This window comes from Aliiroseovarius sp. S1123 (assembly GCF_023015885.1).
Lineage (GTDB): Bacteria > Pseudomonadota > Alphaproteobacteria > Rhodobacterales > Rhodobacteraceae > Aliiroseovarius.
The window spans coordinates 386,452-397,999 of the sequence record NZ_JALKBE010000003.1 but is presented as its reverse complement, the minus strand read 5'-3'; the positions used below and the strand labels follow the sequence as shown (position 1 = coordinate 397,999).

General features: G+C 62.4%; 13 protein-coding genes and 1 tRNA gene. 10 read left to right on the top strand and 4 right to left on the bottom strand.

What is annotated here, in order from left to right; translation table 11 throughout:
* Nucleotides 1-14 precede the first annotated feature (14 nt).
* On the top strand, nt 15-347 hold the full coding sequence (locus tag MWU53_RS08735) for an HNH endonuclease (RefSeq protein WP_247092473.1): 333 nt from the start codon (nt 15-17) through the stop codon (nt 345-347).
* Nucleotides 348-365: 18 nt separating this feature from the next.
* Here the strand turns inward: MWU53_RS08735 and MWU53_RS08730 are convergent, their stop codons facing one another.
* On the bottom strand, nt 366-977 hold the full coding sequence (locus tag MWU53_RS08730) for an enoyl-CoA hydratase/isomerase family protein (RefSeq protein ID WP_247092471.1): 612 nt from the start codon (nt 975-977) through the stop codon (nt 366-368).
* Nucleotides 974-1,729, bottom strand: a complete 756-nt coding sequence (locus tag MWU53_RS08725) for an SDR family oxidoreductase (RefSeq protein WP_247092468.1) — start codon at nt 1,727-1,729, stop codon at nt 974-976. Before MWU53_RS08725 ends, MWU53_RS08730 begins: the two co-directional genes overlap by 4 nt.
* A 116-nt stretch (nt 1,730-1,845) precedes the next feature.
* Between MWU53_RS08725 and MWU53_RS08720 the strand changes: the two genes are divergently transcribed.
* The 4 genes from MWU53_RS08720 (at nt 1,846) to MWU53_RS08705 (ending at nt 5,205) form a co-directional block, all read left to right on the top strand.
* Nucleotides 1,846-3,192: a TldD/PmbA family protein gene (locus MWU53_RS08720; RefSeq protein ID WP_247092467.1), complete on the top strand. Its 1,347-nt coding sequence runs from the start codon at nt 1,846-1,848 to the stop codon at nt 3,190-3,192.
* Entirely contained in the window at nt 3,179-3,970 is a 792-nt protein-coding gene (locus MWU53_RS08715) for a 3'(2'),5'-bisphosphate nucleotidase CysQ (RefSeq protein ID WP_247092466.1), read from the top strand. The genes MWU53_RS08720 and MWU53_RS08715 overlap by 14 nt, the downstream gene beginning before the upstream one ends.
* Nucleotides 3,971-4,051: 81 nt before the next feature.
* Complete coding sequence (locus tag MWU53_RS08710) at nt 4,052-5,092, top strand: LacI family DNA-binding transcriptional regulator (protein WP_247092465.1); 1,041 nt, start codon at nt 4,052-4,054, stop codon at nt 5,090-5,092.
* 36 nt (nt 5,093-5,128) lie between these two features.
* Nucleotides 5,129-5,205: transfer RNA gene (locus tag MWU53_RS08705), tRNA-Arg, on the top strand.
* Nucleotides 5,206-5,270: 65 nt separating this feature from the next.
* Here MWU53_RS08705 and MWU53_RS08700 read toward each other — a convergent pair.
* On the bottom strand, nt 5,271-6,122 hold the full coding sequence (locus MWU53_RS08700; protein ID WP_247092464.1) for a 1-acyl-sn-glycerol-3-phosphate acyltransferase: 852 nt from the start codon (nt 6,120-6,122) through the stop codon (nt 5,271-5,273).
* 220 nt (nt 6,123-6,342) lie between these two features.
* Between MWU53_RS08700 and MWU53_RS08695 the strand changes: the two genes are divergently transcribed.
* On the top strand, nt 6,343-7,272 hold the full coding sequence (locus MWU53_RS08695; RefSeq protein ID WP_247092463.1) for a bile acid:sodium symporter family protein: 930 nt from the start codon (nt 6,343-6,345) through the stop codon (nt 7,270-7,272).
* Here the strand turns inward: MWU53_RS08695 and MWU53_RS08690 are convergent.
* Entirely contained in the window at nt 7,269-8,126 is an 858-nt protein-coding gene (locus tag MWU53_RS08690) for a LysR family transcriptional regulator (protein WP_247092462.1), read from the bottom strand. The two genes, MWU53_RS08695 and MWU53_RS08690, sit on opposite strands and share 4 nt — an antisense overlap.
* Nucleotides 8,127-8,232: 106 nt before the next feature.
* Here MWU53_RS08690 and MWU53_RS08685 point away from each other — a divergent pair, with 106 nt between their 5' ends.
* Genes MWU53_RS08685 through MWU53_RS08670 form a run of 4 tightly spaced genes read left to right on the top strand, consistent with a single transcriptional unit; the run spans nt 8,233 to nt 11,541 of the window.
* Nucleotides 8,233-8,832 carry an amino acid synthesis family protein gene (locus MWU53_RS08685; RefSeq protein WP_133485443.1) on the top strand — a complete coding sequence of 200 codons (600 nt, stop codon included), beginning with the start codon at nt 8,233-8,235 and terminating at the stop codon, nt 8,830-8,832.
* Nucleotides 8,804-9,583: an alpha/beta hydrolase gene (locus tag MWU53_RS08680; RefSeq protein ID WP_247092461.1), complete on the top strand. Its 780-nt coding sequence runs from the start codon at nt 8,804-8,806 to the stop codon at nt 9,581-9,583. The genes MWU53_RS08685 and MWU53_RS08680 overlap by 29 nt, the downstream gene beginning before the upstream one ends.
* On the top strand, nt 9,580-10,503 hold the full coding sequence (locus MWU53_RS08675) for a flavin reductase family protein (RefSeq protein WP_247092459.1): 924 nt from the start codon (nt 9,580-9,582) through the stop codon (nt 10,501-10,503). Before MWU53_RS08680 ends, MWU53_RS08675 begins: the two co-directional genes overlap by 4 nt.
* A gap of 3 nt (nt 10,504-10,506) precedes the next feature.
* The gene (locus MWU53_RS08670) at nt 10,507-11,541 is read left to right on the top strand and encodes an LLM class flavin-dependent oxidoreductase (protein WP_247092457.1); all 1,035 of its coding nucleotides are present in this window, start codon (nt 10,507-10,509) and stop codon (nt 11,539-11,541) included.
* The last annotated feature ends 7 nt before the right edge of the window (nt 11,542-11,548 follow it).

Sequence of the window (11,548 nt, the reverse complement as noted above, 5' to 3'; positions counted from 1 at the left end):
TAAAACCTTTGGAAATGGATAGCGGTTTGACCTCAAAGGGCAAGGCTTCCTTGCCGGAATGCGCGCTCTGCGGGCGCGTGATCCCGCCGGATGTGGCGCAAAGCCAGCATCATCTGGTGCCGAGGTTGAAGGGCGGGAAAGGCGGGGAAACGGTGCTGTTGCACCAGATCTGCCACAACCAAATCCACCTTGAGCTTAGCGAGGCCGAACTGGCGCGCAGTTATCACACGCCGGAAGCGCTTCGCGCCCATCCCGAGTTGGCCAAGTTCATCCGCTGGGTCGCCAAACGCCCGCCCGATTTCTATGCCATCACCAAAGGGGCGCGACGTCGAAAAGGGCGAAGTTAGGCTGGATTAGGGCCTATATCAGGGGATCATCTGCTTCATCGCCGCCACGTGATCCGCACTTTGCGATCGGGCGTGGTCGGCAAGCTCTAACGCGGCGTCCATCAAGCCCTCTGGCGCGACCACGCGATCAATCAGACCCCATGACAGCGCCTCGTCGGTCTGGATTTTCTGGCCCGCCATCAGGATCATCTTGGCCCGCGCAGGACCGACCAGCGCGGACAGACGTGCGGGGTCGGATGGCTGAGGCAGATAGCCCAGCTTCATCACCGGATAGAAAAACTTGGAACTGGACACGGAAATGCGCAAATCGCAGGCCAAGGCCATGCCGAAGGCGCCCCCCGCCAGCGTGCCATTCAGGGCGGCAATGGTCAGGCAGGGCGCAGCGGCAATGGCGCCAGACAGGCGCTCCCACACATCGTCGGTGGCCAGACCGGCCTTCGCCTCGTCCAGATCCGCGCCAGCGGAAAACACCTTACCCGCGCCGGTCAGCACCAACACGCGCGCGTCCCCCGCCGCGTCCTGCGCGATCTGAGCGAGCCGCTCCAACATCGCTTTCGTCAGCGAATTCGCCTTGTCCGGACGGTTAATTGTCACCACCCAGACGCCATTTTCTTTCGTTAGTTCAATCATCCGAATACGTTCGCTCGTTTCCTAATATCCATGTCGCGTAGCGAGATTTCCTGTCCCAGAAACTCGTCCGCATCTTCGCTACACATCCACAACAGCGCGCGCGCGGGCCATTCGGCGGGGATGTGTTCTTCCCAGTTCAGCCGCGCCACCGCGTTGATGCCCGAGGCCTTGATCTCGCGCTGCATCTGCGTCGCTACCGTACCCGGCGACAGACCGATGGCCCGGATGCCCTTGCCCGAGGTTTCGAGGTGCAGCGCCTCGTTAAACATATGAACGCCCGCCTTCGAGGTGCAGTAATGCGCCCAGCCTTCCAGCGGGCGATGCGCGGCGCCGGAACTGATCGTCAGGATCGAGCCTCCGCCCTGTTCGATCATATGCGGCAAGGCGGCTCTTGCGCCATAATAGACACCTTTTAGGTTCACATCGATGACATGGCTCCACCCCTCGGGGTCCGAGGTCTCCAGTGGCCCAATGGGTTCAATCACCCCCGCGTTGTTGATCAACACATCCACGGTTCCAAAGCGCCCATGCGCCAGATCAATGGCGGCTTTCACTTGGCTCCAGTTCGACACGTCACAGGTGACGGCCAAGGCACGCTCGCCGATGGATTCCGCGATGGCTTGGATCTGCGCCGCGCTGCGGGCGGTCAGCACCACGTTGGCCCCGGCCTGCGCAAAGATGTGCGCGGCGGCTTCTCCGATCCCGCGGCTTGCACCCGTGATCACAACGGTTTTCCCTGTCATATCATGCATATGGAACCCTCCCTTCCGTTGATGCTAGCGCAGCATTCGCCCAGATGCCAGAGACACATCTTGCGAGCGCGGGGTGCAGGGGTTACCTGAAAGGCACGTAATTGAAAGGACGCCCCATGCGCGCATCGCTTGATAGCCTGACACAACAGCTTTTGGACGCCGCCCGTAAGGCGGGGGCCGACCGGGCCGATGCGTTGGCGGTAGATGGCACATCGGTGTCGATTGACGTGTTGAACGGCAAGCTGGAGCACGCCGAGAGGTCCGAGGGCGTAGACATCGGCCTGCGCGTGATGCTGGGGCAGCGCCAGGCCTGTGTGTCGGCATCGGATGTGTCCGAGGCAACGATCAACGCGATGGCCGAGCGCGCCGTGGCGATGGCCAAGGAAGCGCCGGAAGATCCCCATATCGCGCAGGCTGATCCGGCGGATTTGGCGACGGACTGGGATTTGGAGGCCTTGGAAATGGCCGACCCCAGCGCCGAACCGGACCCCGCTGCGCTGGAACGCGACGCGCTCGAGGCCGAGGCCGCCGCGCTGGCCGTCAAAGGCGTGTCGCAGGTCAGCAGCTCGTCGGCGGGCTATGGGCGGCATCAGTTCCACCTGGCGTGCTCGAACGGGTTTTCTGGCGGATATGGACGTACTCACCGGGCCATTTCCTCGGTGGCAATCACCGGCGAAGGCGCGACGATGGAACGTGACTATGCTGGCGAAATGCGCACCTTTCAGGCCGATCTACCCAGCGCCGAGGAAATTGGAACCAAGGCGGGCAATCGCGCCGTCGAACGTCTGGGCGCGAAGAAGCCCCCCACGGGCGCCTATCCGGTGCTGTATGACGAACGGATTTCGGCGTCATTGATCGGTCATCTGCTGAGCGCCTCGAACGGGGCGATGATTGCGCGTGGATCGTCGTGGCTGCTGGATGCGTTGGGCGAACAGGTGTTGCCCGACGGCATCGACCTGATCGAGGATCCGCACCGCAAACGCATTTCCGGCTCGCGTCCTTTTGACGGGGAAGGTCTGCCCACACAGATGCGCAAGATCGTCGATAACGGGCAGCTAACCAGCTGGACGATGGACATCGCCACGGCGCGTCAACTTGGGATGCGAAGCACCGCCAGTGCGTCACGCGGAACCTCTTCGCCACCCTCGCCGTCAATCTCGAATGTGGCCCTAACACAGGGGAAATCGACGAAAGAGGATTTAATCGCGCAGATGGGCACCGGGCTTTTGGTGACCTCGATGATCGGGTCCACGATCAACCCGAACACGGGCGACTATTCGCGCGGCGCGTCCGGCTTCTGGATCGAGAACGGGCAGATCGCCTATCCCGTCAACGAATGCACCATCGCAGGCAATCTGCGCGACATGCTGAAGCGGATCATCCCGGCCAATGACGCGGAACCGCATCTCAGCCGTATGATCCCCAGCCTGCTGGTCGAAGGGATGACCCTTGCCGGTGACTGATGATCTGAGACTTCTGATCGACGCGGCAGAAGCGGCGGGCAAGATCGCCTCGGGCTTTTTCCACGGTGCGGCCGAACGCTGGGACAAACCCGGCGGCCAAGGTCCCGTGACCGAAGCGGATTTGGCCGTGGACCGGATGCTGCGGAACGAGCTGACTGGCGCCCGCCCCGACTATGGCTGGCTGTCGGAAGAGACCGAGGATAACCCCGCCCGCCTTGACGCCGAACAGGTGTTTATCGTCGACCCGATCGACGGCACGCGGTCCTTCATCGAGGGCTCAACCACTTGGGCGCATTCTCTGGCCATCGCCCGGAACGGGATTGTCGAGGCCGCCGTGGTCTATCTGCCCGAGCGTGGCAAGCTGTATGCCGCCGCGCGTGGGCAAGGCGCGACGTTGAATGGCGCCGCGCTGAGTGTCAGTCCAAAGACCCGGATAGAAGGTGCCACGGTTCTGGCCGCAAAGCCCAATCTGGACCCCAGTTTCTGGCGGAATAGAGACGTTCCTCCGATCGAGCGCGTGTTCCGCAGCTCTCTGGCCTATCGCCTATCTTTGGTGGGCGAGGGGCGCTTTGACGCGATGATGACCTTGCGCCCCACATGGGAATGGGACGTCGCCGCCGGGGCGCTGATCGTCGAAGAGGCCGGCGGCGCCGTGACAGATCAGGTCAAGGGATCCGCGCGTTTTAACAACCCGCATCCGCAGCTGCGCGGCATGGTCGCGGGCACTCCGCCGGTGCAGGACGCACTGGTCTCAAGGTTAGCGGAACCGTTAGTCTAACATCCCTTTGGAATTGGGGCATTGCCAAGCGCCTATCTATCGCTAACATACAACAACCCCCATATGTTCAAGGATGCCTAAGTGACAGACAGACAGCCCCCCCCGAACCGCCGCCCACTGACCCTTCGTGACGTGTCTGAAGCTTCAGGCGTCAGCGAAATGACGGTCAGCAGGGTGTTGCGAAACCGGGGCGATGTCAGCCAGGCAACCCGTGACCGCGTGCTGGAGGCCTCGAAGGAACTGGGTTACGTGCCGAACAAGATCGCGGGCGCGCTGGCCTCGCAACGGGTGAACCTAGTGGCGGTGATCATCCCATCGCTGTCGAACATGGTCTTCCCAGAGGTCATGATGGGCATCAACGAAGTGCTGGACGAAACGCCGCTGCAGCCGGTTGTGGGCGTCACGAATTACGACCCCAAACGCGAAGAGAAAGTGCTGTACGAGATGCTGTCATGGCGCCCCTCGGGCGTGATTATCGCAGGGTTAGAGCATTCTGAAGCGGCGAAAGCCATGCTGAAAGCTGCCGGTATTCCGGTGGTCGAAATCATGGACACCGACGGCGACGCCATCGACGCCTGCGTTGGGATTTCGCACCGCCGTGCAGGCCGTAAGATGGCCCAGGCCATTCTGAAAGCAGGCTACAAGAATATTGGCTTCCTTGGCACCAAGATGCCGTTGGACCACCGCGCCCGGAAGCGTTTTGAAGGCTTCACCGAGGTGCTGGCCAAGGAAGGGATCGAGATCGCAGATCGCGAGTTCTATGAAGGCGGATCGGCGCTGGCCAAAGGCCGCGAGATGACCGAGGTGATGCTGGAACGCACGCCCGAACTGGATTTCATGTACTACTCGAACGACATGATCGGCGCGGGCGGGCTGCTGTACTGTCTGGACAAAGGCATCAACGTGCCCGGCCAGATCGGTCTTGCGGGCTTCAACGGGGTCGAGCTACTGGACGGCCTGCCGCGCCAACTGGCCACAATGGACGCCTGCCGTAAAGAAATCGGCCGCGCAGCGGCGCAAATCATCGCCGACCGCAGCACCGAGGCCGGTGACACCGGTGGCGGCGAACGGATCGAGCTTACGCCCAAGATCGAAGCAGGCGAGACCCTGAAACGCCGCTAGACAAGCCCGACCCGCTTGCCTATTTCCTGCGCAAACGGCCCCGTGGCTCAACTGGATAGAGCAGCCCCCTCCTAAGGGGCAGGTTGCAGGTTCGAATCCTGCCGGGGTCGCCATGCGTTTTCCGTGAAACTGACGTTTGGGGCTGGATTAGACTGTCTTTGTGTCTAACGTCCTGCCCTTATTTAGATCGATAAAGTCCGGGGATCAGATCCTCGGCCAGAGCTTGCAATGCATCCGGGGAAGATCCCGGTGGTTGCGTCGCCCCATAGTGAACCTCGTAGCTTCCACCCAATTTCGCCAACAGCTCGGACACATAGCGCAGCGAGGCGACCTCGCGGCCGATATATTCGTTGTTGCCGCTTAGAATGCGGGCGAGTTTTCGGGTTCGATAATAGTGGCGCGAGTTTCGTAGACCGGCGGACGCGGGCACGATCGGGGCGCCGGTTGCTTCTGACACACGGGTGATACCGGTGCGCCACGGGGGTTCGACCAGCAGCCCCCCGGCCATATCCGCCACGCGCCCGGAACCGAAGACCAGCAACGCGCCGCCTTGGTCCAGATGCGCCTGCATATCGGCCCGGGTCTGCCGCGCGCCCAGCACCTTGTCCGACCGGTCAAGGTCCACGGCGACGATGCGCTCGGCCCCCAGAAACCGTTCGGCCTCGCGGTTGGCGACGACTTTCAGGTCCGGTCGATGGCCCAGCAACGCGCCCGCATGCGAGATGAAATCGAACGTCCCGACGGGATGCGTCGCGCCGATGACCACGGCCCCTTGGGCGGGAATGTTTTCGATCCCGTGCGCAGTAATCTGCGTACCGCCCTGCATCTCTAAAAGCGCCTTCACAAGTTCCGGACCGGTGCGCCCGTCAAGCGCGCGCAGCACCTGCTCGGTCTCGCGCAGGGCAAAGAAGGCCTGCCCCGTCAGGGTGCGGCTGAACAGATCGACCGAGCCCATCAGCAGGCGCAACCCCTTCAACCGGAGATGCGCGCTTTCCGTGAGTCGAAGGCGCGCACGAAGCAGCTCGTCCATGGGGTTTTCGGTCTTCGGTCGGGGCAAAATCAGCCTTGCGATATCGAGTTGTCGGACCAAACGCGTATCTGCGCCTGAGTGGTAGACCTGCAGATTGCAACCCCACTGCACCTGCGGTCAATTCGTTTATTGCTTGCCCAAAGGGTGGTGGGCGTTCAAAACTTGACGTGTCACCAATCGGTTACAGGCCAAAACGGCAAACAAGGGACGGGGGAGCAGCATGAGTACACCAGCACAAGCTGGCATTGACGAGGTGATGCTGAACTTCTCGCCCACAAGCCTGCAGATTTTGAATGCCGTGCTTGCCGTCGTCATGTTCTCGATCGCGATTGACCTGAAACCAAGCGATTTCAGGAAGCTGGCCCGCAAGCCGAAGCCCTTGCTGACCGGGTTGGCATCGCAATTCCTTGTGCTGCCCGCGCTGACCTTCGCCCTTGTGCTGGCAACCACCCCGCGCCCGTCGATTGCCTTGGGTTTGATGCTGGTGGCGGCCTGTCCGGGGGGCAATATCTCGAACTTCATTACCCATCGCGCGGGTGGGAACGCGGCGCTTTCGGTGTCGATGACCGCCTTTGCGACGATCTTTGCGATCCTGCTAACGCCGCTCAATATCGCGTTTTGGGGCAGCCTTTATGAACCGACGCGGGCAATCCTGCGGCAGACCTCGATTGATCCGGTGTCAGTGGCGATCACCGTGGGCGTCATGCTGGTGCTGCCCTTGTGCCTTGGTGTGATCCTGAACGCCAAACGGCCCGACATCACACGACGTCTGCGCACACCGCTTCAATATCTGTCGATGGGGATTTTCATCGCCTTCGTCGTGCTGGCGCTGGCCGCGAACTGGGCGCTGTTCCTAGAGTATGCCGAGGCCGTCGCCGCTCTGGTCATCGCCCACAACGCCCTTGCACTGGGGGCCGGGTTTGGCGTCGCCACGCTGGCCGGGCTGTCCGCCTTTGATCGCCGCGCCATCATGATCGAGACGGGCATCCAGAACTCGGGCCTTGGGCTGATCCTGATTTTCGGATTCTTCAGTGGGCTGGGCGGTATGGCGGTGGTCGCGGCCTTCTGGGGGATCTGGCACGCAGTGTCCGGTCTGGTGTTGGCCGGGGTGCTGGCACGCGGTGGCGCGATACATCCGTCCTATTCCTAGGCTTGACCCGCCGCGTTCGACAGCACATCCAGCAGCCATAACCGGAACTCGGCGGCGGCAGGGTTCTGGTCATTCACCGACAGGTAATAGCCCTCGTTGCTGGGGATCGAGGCCGGGTGGGCGCGGGTCAACTGGCCCGTTCGCTGCGCATTCTGGATCAAAAGCTCGCTGACCAGCGCAACGCCGTTTCCTTCCGCAGCAAGGTGCAGCGCCATGCCGAACGAGTCCGCGAACAGCGTGGGTTCACACCGCCCTCCGATCTGCGCGGACCAACTTTTCCACCCGCCCGAGGTGCCGACGGCCTCGATCAGCGGCAAGTCTTGCAGGGCACCGGTCAGAGCGGGGGATTTCATCGCGACCAGCCCGTCTGGCGTCAGAAGTTCTGCGTTCTTGCCCACCTGCTTGGCGGACCCAAAGCGGATTTCCACATCGGCGCGCGAGGCGTTGAACTCGTCCGGCCAGATCGCGCTCAGGAACCGCACGCGGACGTTTGGGTGCGTTCGGGTGAAGTTCTGCAAATGCGGGGCGATGATCCATTGGGCGACGCTGACCGAAGTCGCGATGGTCAACAGGTTTTGGGTGGGGCCCGCGTCAAACACCTCGGTCGCGGCGGCAAGGGTGCCCAGCGCCGCGCCCACTTGCGGCAACAGCTTGCGCCCGTCATCGGTCAGCGACAGCCCGCGCGCGTGACGGGTGAACAGCGACACGCGCAGCCGGGATTCCAGCGCTTTGACCTGTTGGCTGACCGCGGATTGGGTCAAGCCAATCTCGTCCCCCGCAGCGGTGAAACTCAGGTGTCGCGCGGCGGCTTCAAAGGCGCGAAACCATGTCAGCGGGGGAAGTGATTTCTTCATGGGTCAAACCAGCCATTAGTCTTTTTAATACCTAAGCCCGTAAATCTATCATTTGTCAAAATATCAGGGCGTTCCGATGATGTCGCCAAGCGAATAGGAGACCCAAATGACGCCCGAAATCCGCAAAATTGTGACCTATGACGAAGAGGTTCTGATCGAAGGGTTCAAGCCCGCCGACACCCCGTGGCGCATGTTCGCCGTGGCCGCCGTGGTCAAGAACCCGTGGGCCGGGCGCTTCGTTGAAGACCTGAAGCCGGAAATCCACGCCTTTGGCCCCGTGCTGGGCGAGATGATGACCGAACGCATGATTGCGCTGGCCGGTAGCGGCGACGCGATCGAAGCCTATGGCAAGGCCGCCGTCGTCGGTTTGGATGGCGAGGTCGAGCATGCCTCGGGCCTGATCCACACGCTGCGGTTCGGCAATTTCTATCGCGAGGCCGTGGGCGCGAAGTCTTATCTGGCGTTTACCAACACCCGTGGTCCAGCGAACGCACCGATCATGGTGCCGCTGATGGACAAGAACGACGCGGGGCGCCGCTCGCATTACCTGACTTTGCAATTCGCGATCCCCGACGCCCCCCGCGCGGACGAGATCGTCGTGGTGCTGGGTGCAGCGACCACCGGCCGCCCGCATCACCGCATTGGTGACCGTTATCAGGACCTGAAGGATCTGGGCCATGACCTGGACAACCCGGCCGCGGTCTGATCACGCCACCCTGTCCGCGATCTCCGCTGGGCAGGGGGCGACCATCCTGTTCATCCACGGCGTCGGCCTCAGGGCCGAGGCGTGGGGGGCACAGCTGGACGCGCTATCGCCGCACTATCGCGTGGTGGCGGTGGACATGCCGGGGCATGGGGGAAGCGCTCTGCCCTCGGGCAAACTGGGTCTGGTCGACTACACTGACGCCATCGCCACCGGGATTGACGGCCCGGTGATGGTGGTCGGGCATTCCATGGGCGCAATGATCGCGTTGGACATGGCGATCCGGTATCCGGAAAAAGTGCGCGGAGTGGTCGCCTTGAACGCCATTTTCCGGCGCCGCCCTGATGCTGCCGAGGCGGTGCAAGCCCGTGCCGCCAGCCTGGACGGGGTCAGCATGGCCGATCCCCATGGCACGTTGGAGCGGTGGTTTGGCACGGATGCCTCGCCCGAACGCGATGCCTGCCACGGGTGGCTGACCGAGGTGAACCCGGCGGCGTACAAATCCGCCTACACCATCTTCGCGCATCAGGACGGACCGGATACGGACGCCCTGACCACCCTGCCCCGCCCTGCCCTGTTCATGACCGGCGCGGACGAGCCCAATTCGACCCCAGCCATGTCGCAAGCCATGGCCGCGTTGGCCCCGCAGGGCCGCGCACAGATCGCCGAGAGCGCCGCGCACATGATGCCGATGACCCACGCCGCTGACGTCAACGCGGCCCTTCTGGACTTCGCAAAGGAGATTTGGCCGTGACCGAATTTGATCCCCGCGCCCTGCGCCAAGCCTTTGGCCGCTTCATGACTGGCGTCACCGTGGTCACGACCCGCACGCCCGATGGCACGCCCTATGGCTTCACCGCGAACTCGTTTTCATCCGTGTCGATGGATCCGCCCCTTTTGTTGGTCTGCCCCGGTAAGTTCCTGTCGTCGTTTGACGCCTTCGCCGGCTGCACGCATTTCGCTGTGAACATTCTGGCCGAGGGGCAAGAAGACGTGTCCAACACCTTCGCCAGCTTCAAGGGCGATCGGTTTGCCCAAGTCAGCCACCGCGAAGACGCCAATGGCATCCCCCTGATCGACGGCGCGATTGCGCAGTTCTCGTGCTCCACATGGAACTCCATGCCCGCAGGCGACCACCAGATCCTGATCGGGCAGGTGACAGATTTCGCCCAGTCCGAGGGCCGCGGCCTTGGCTATGCGGGCGGGCAGTATTTCAGCCTTGGGCTGGAGCGCGCCGCGCTGGAACAGACCGAAGGGCGCGCGATCTGCGGAGCGATTATCTCGGTCGGGGACGAGGTGCTTCTGGAACAGACGCCCGACGGGTTCCGCCTGCCACAGATCGAACGCTCGGATCGCGGACAGCTACGGCAAGACTTGCAGGACGATCTGGCCGCACGCGGGATATCGGCGCGGCTGGGGCCAGCCTATTCCGTCTATGACGACGCCAGCCGTGGCCAGCATTTCGCCTATTTCCTTGGTAGCAGCGATAACGCGCAAGTGGACGCGCCCCTTCAGGCCATCCCTGTCGCCGACTTGCCCAGCCTCACCTACACCACACCCGCCATCGCCGACATGATGGCGCGCTACGCCCTTGAATTCCGCACCCGCAGCTTTGGCCTTTATCTGGGCGACGCAAAGCGCGGCGATGTGCATGCTCTGTCAGAAAGGACCTGATCCATGGAATTTTCGCTGTTCGCCCATATGGAGCGCATCACCCCCGACCAGTCGCACGCGCAGCTGAATGACGAGTTCATCGAACTGTGCAAGATGGCCGACGACGCCAAGATGCGGGCGGTCTGGACCGGGGAACATCACGGGATGGATTTCACCATCGCGCCGAACCCGTTTCTGACGCTGGTCAATCTGGCCCACCACACCAAGCATGTGCGTCTTGGCACCGGCACCGTTATTGCCCCCTTCTGGCATCCGATCAAGCTGGCGGGCGAGGCCGCGTCGGCCGATCTGATGACCGGCGGGCGGATCGAGCTGGGCATCGCACGCGGTGCGTATTCCTATGAATACGAACGCCTGATGCCGGGTCTGGACGCGTGGGAGGCCGGGCAGCGGATGCGCGAGATGGCCCCGCTGGTTCCGCAGCTGTGGAAAGGCGATTGCGCCCATGAAGGCGAGTTCTTCCAGTTCCCCGCCACGACCTCGGCCCCGAAGCCCCTGCAGGAAGACGGCCCGCCGATCTGGATCGCTGCACGTGACCCCAACAGCCACGAATTCGGCGTGCACAATGGCTTCAACATTCAGGTCACCCCGCTGTGGCAGGGGATTGAGGAGATCGAAAGCCTGATGGATCGCTTCAACGCAGCCTGTGACGGCTATGACGGCAAGCGCCCGAAAATCATGCTGCTGCATCACACCTATGTGGGCAAAGACGCGGCGGATGTGGATCAGGCGGCGAAAGAGCTGTCGCGCTTCTATTGCTATTTCGGCGCGTGGTTCCAGAACAAGCGCCCGGTCAGCCAGGGTTTGATCCAAGAACTGACCGACGAGGAAATGGCCGCGAACACAATGATGGCGCCCGAGAACCTGAAGCGTGATCTGACCATCGGCACCGCGCAGGAGGTCATCGACCAGATCAAACGCTACGAAGATTTGGGCTATGATGAGTATTCGTTCTGGATCGACAGCGGCATGAGTTTTGAGCGCAAGCGCGAGTCGCTGGCGCGGTTCATCGACGACGTCATGCCAGCGTTTCAGTGAGGGAACA

What these genes read in the sequence shown, in the direction of transcription:
- MWU53_RS08680 (WP_247092461.1), top strand. Translation starts at nt 8,804, where the DNA reads ATGACCTGGACAACCCGGCCGCGGTCTGATCACGCCACCCTGTCCGCG.
- MWU53_RS08700 (WP_247092464.1), bottom strand. Translation starts at nt 6,122, where the DNA reads ATGGACGAGCTGCTTCGTGCGCGCCTTCGACTCACGGAAAGCGCGCAT.
- MWU53_RS08730 (WP_247092471.1), bottom strand. Translation starts at nt 977, where the DNA reads ATGATTGAACTAACGAAAGAAAATGGCGTCTGGGTGGTGACAATTAAC.
- MWU53_RS08725 (WP_247092468.1), bottom strand. Translation starts at nt 1,729, where the DNA reads ATGCATGATATGACAGGGAAAACCGTTGTGATCACGGGTGCAAGCCGC.
- MWU53_RS08670 (WP_247092457.1), top strand. Translation starts at nt 10,507, where the DNA reads ATGGAATTTTCGCTGTTCGCCCATATGGAGCGCATCACCCCCGACCAG.
- MWU53_RS08690 (WP_247092462.1), bottom strand. Translation starts at nt 8,126, where the DNA reads ATGAAGAAATCACTTCCCCCGCTGACATGGTTTCGCGCCTTTGAAGCC.
- MWU53_RS08685 (WP_133485443.1), top strand. Translation starts at nt 8,233, where the DNA reads ATGACGCCCGAAATCCGCAAAATTGTGACCTATGACGAAGAGGTTCTG.
- MWU53_RS08695 (WP_247092463.1), top strand. Translation starts at nt 6,343, where the DNA reads ATGAGTACACCAGCACAAGCTGGCATTGACGAGGTGATGCTGAACTTC.
- MWU53_RS08720 (WP_247092467.1), top strand. Translation starts at nt 1,846, where the DNA reads ATGCGCGCATCGCTTGATAGCCTGACACAACAGCTTTTGGACGCCGCC.
- MWU53_RS08735 (WP_247092473.1), top strand. Translation starts at nt 15, where the DNA reads ATGGATAGCGGTTTGACCTCAAAGGGCAAGGCTTCCTTGCCGGAATGC.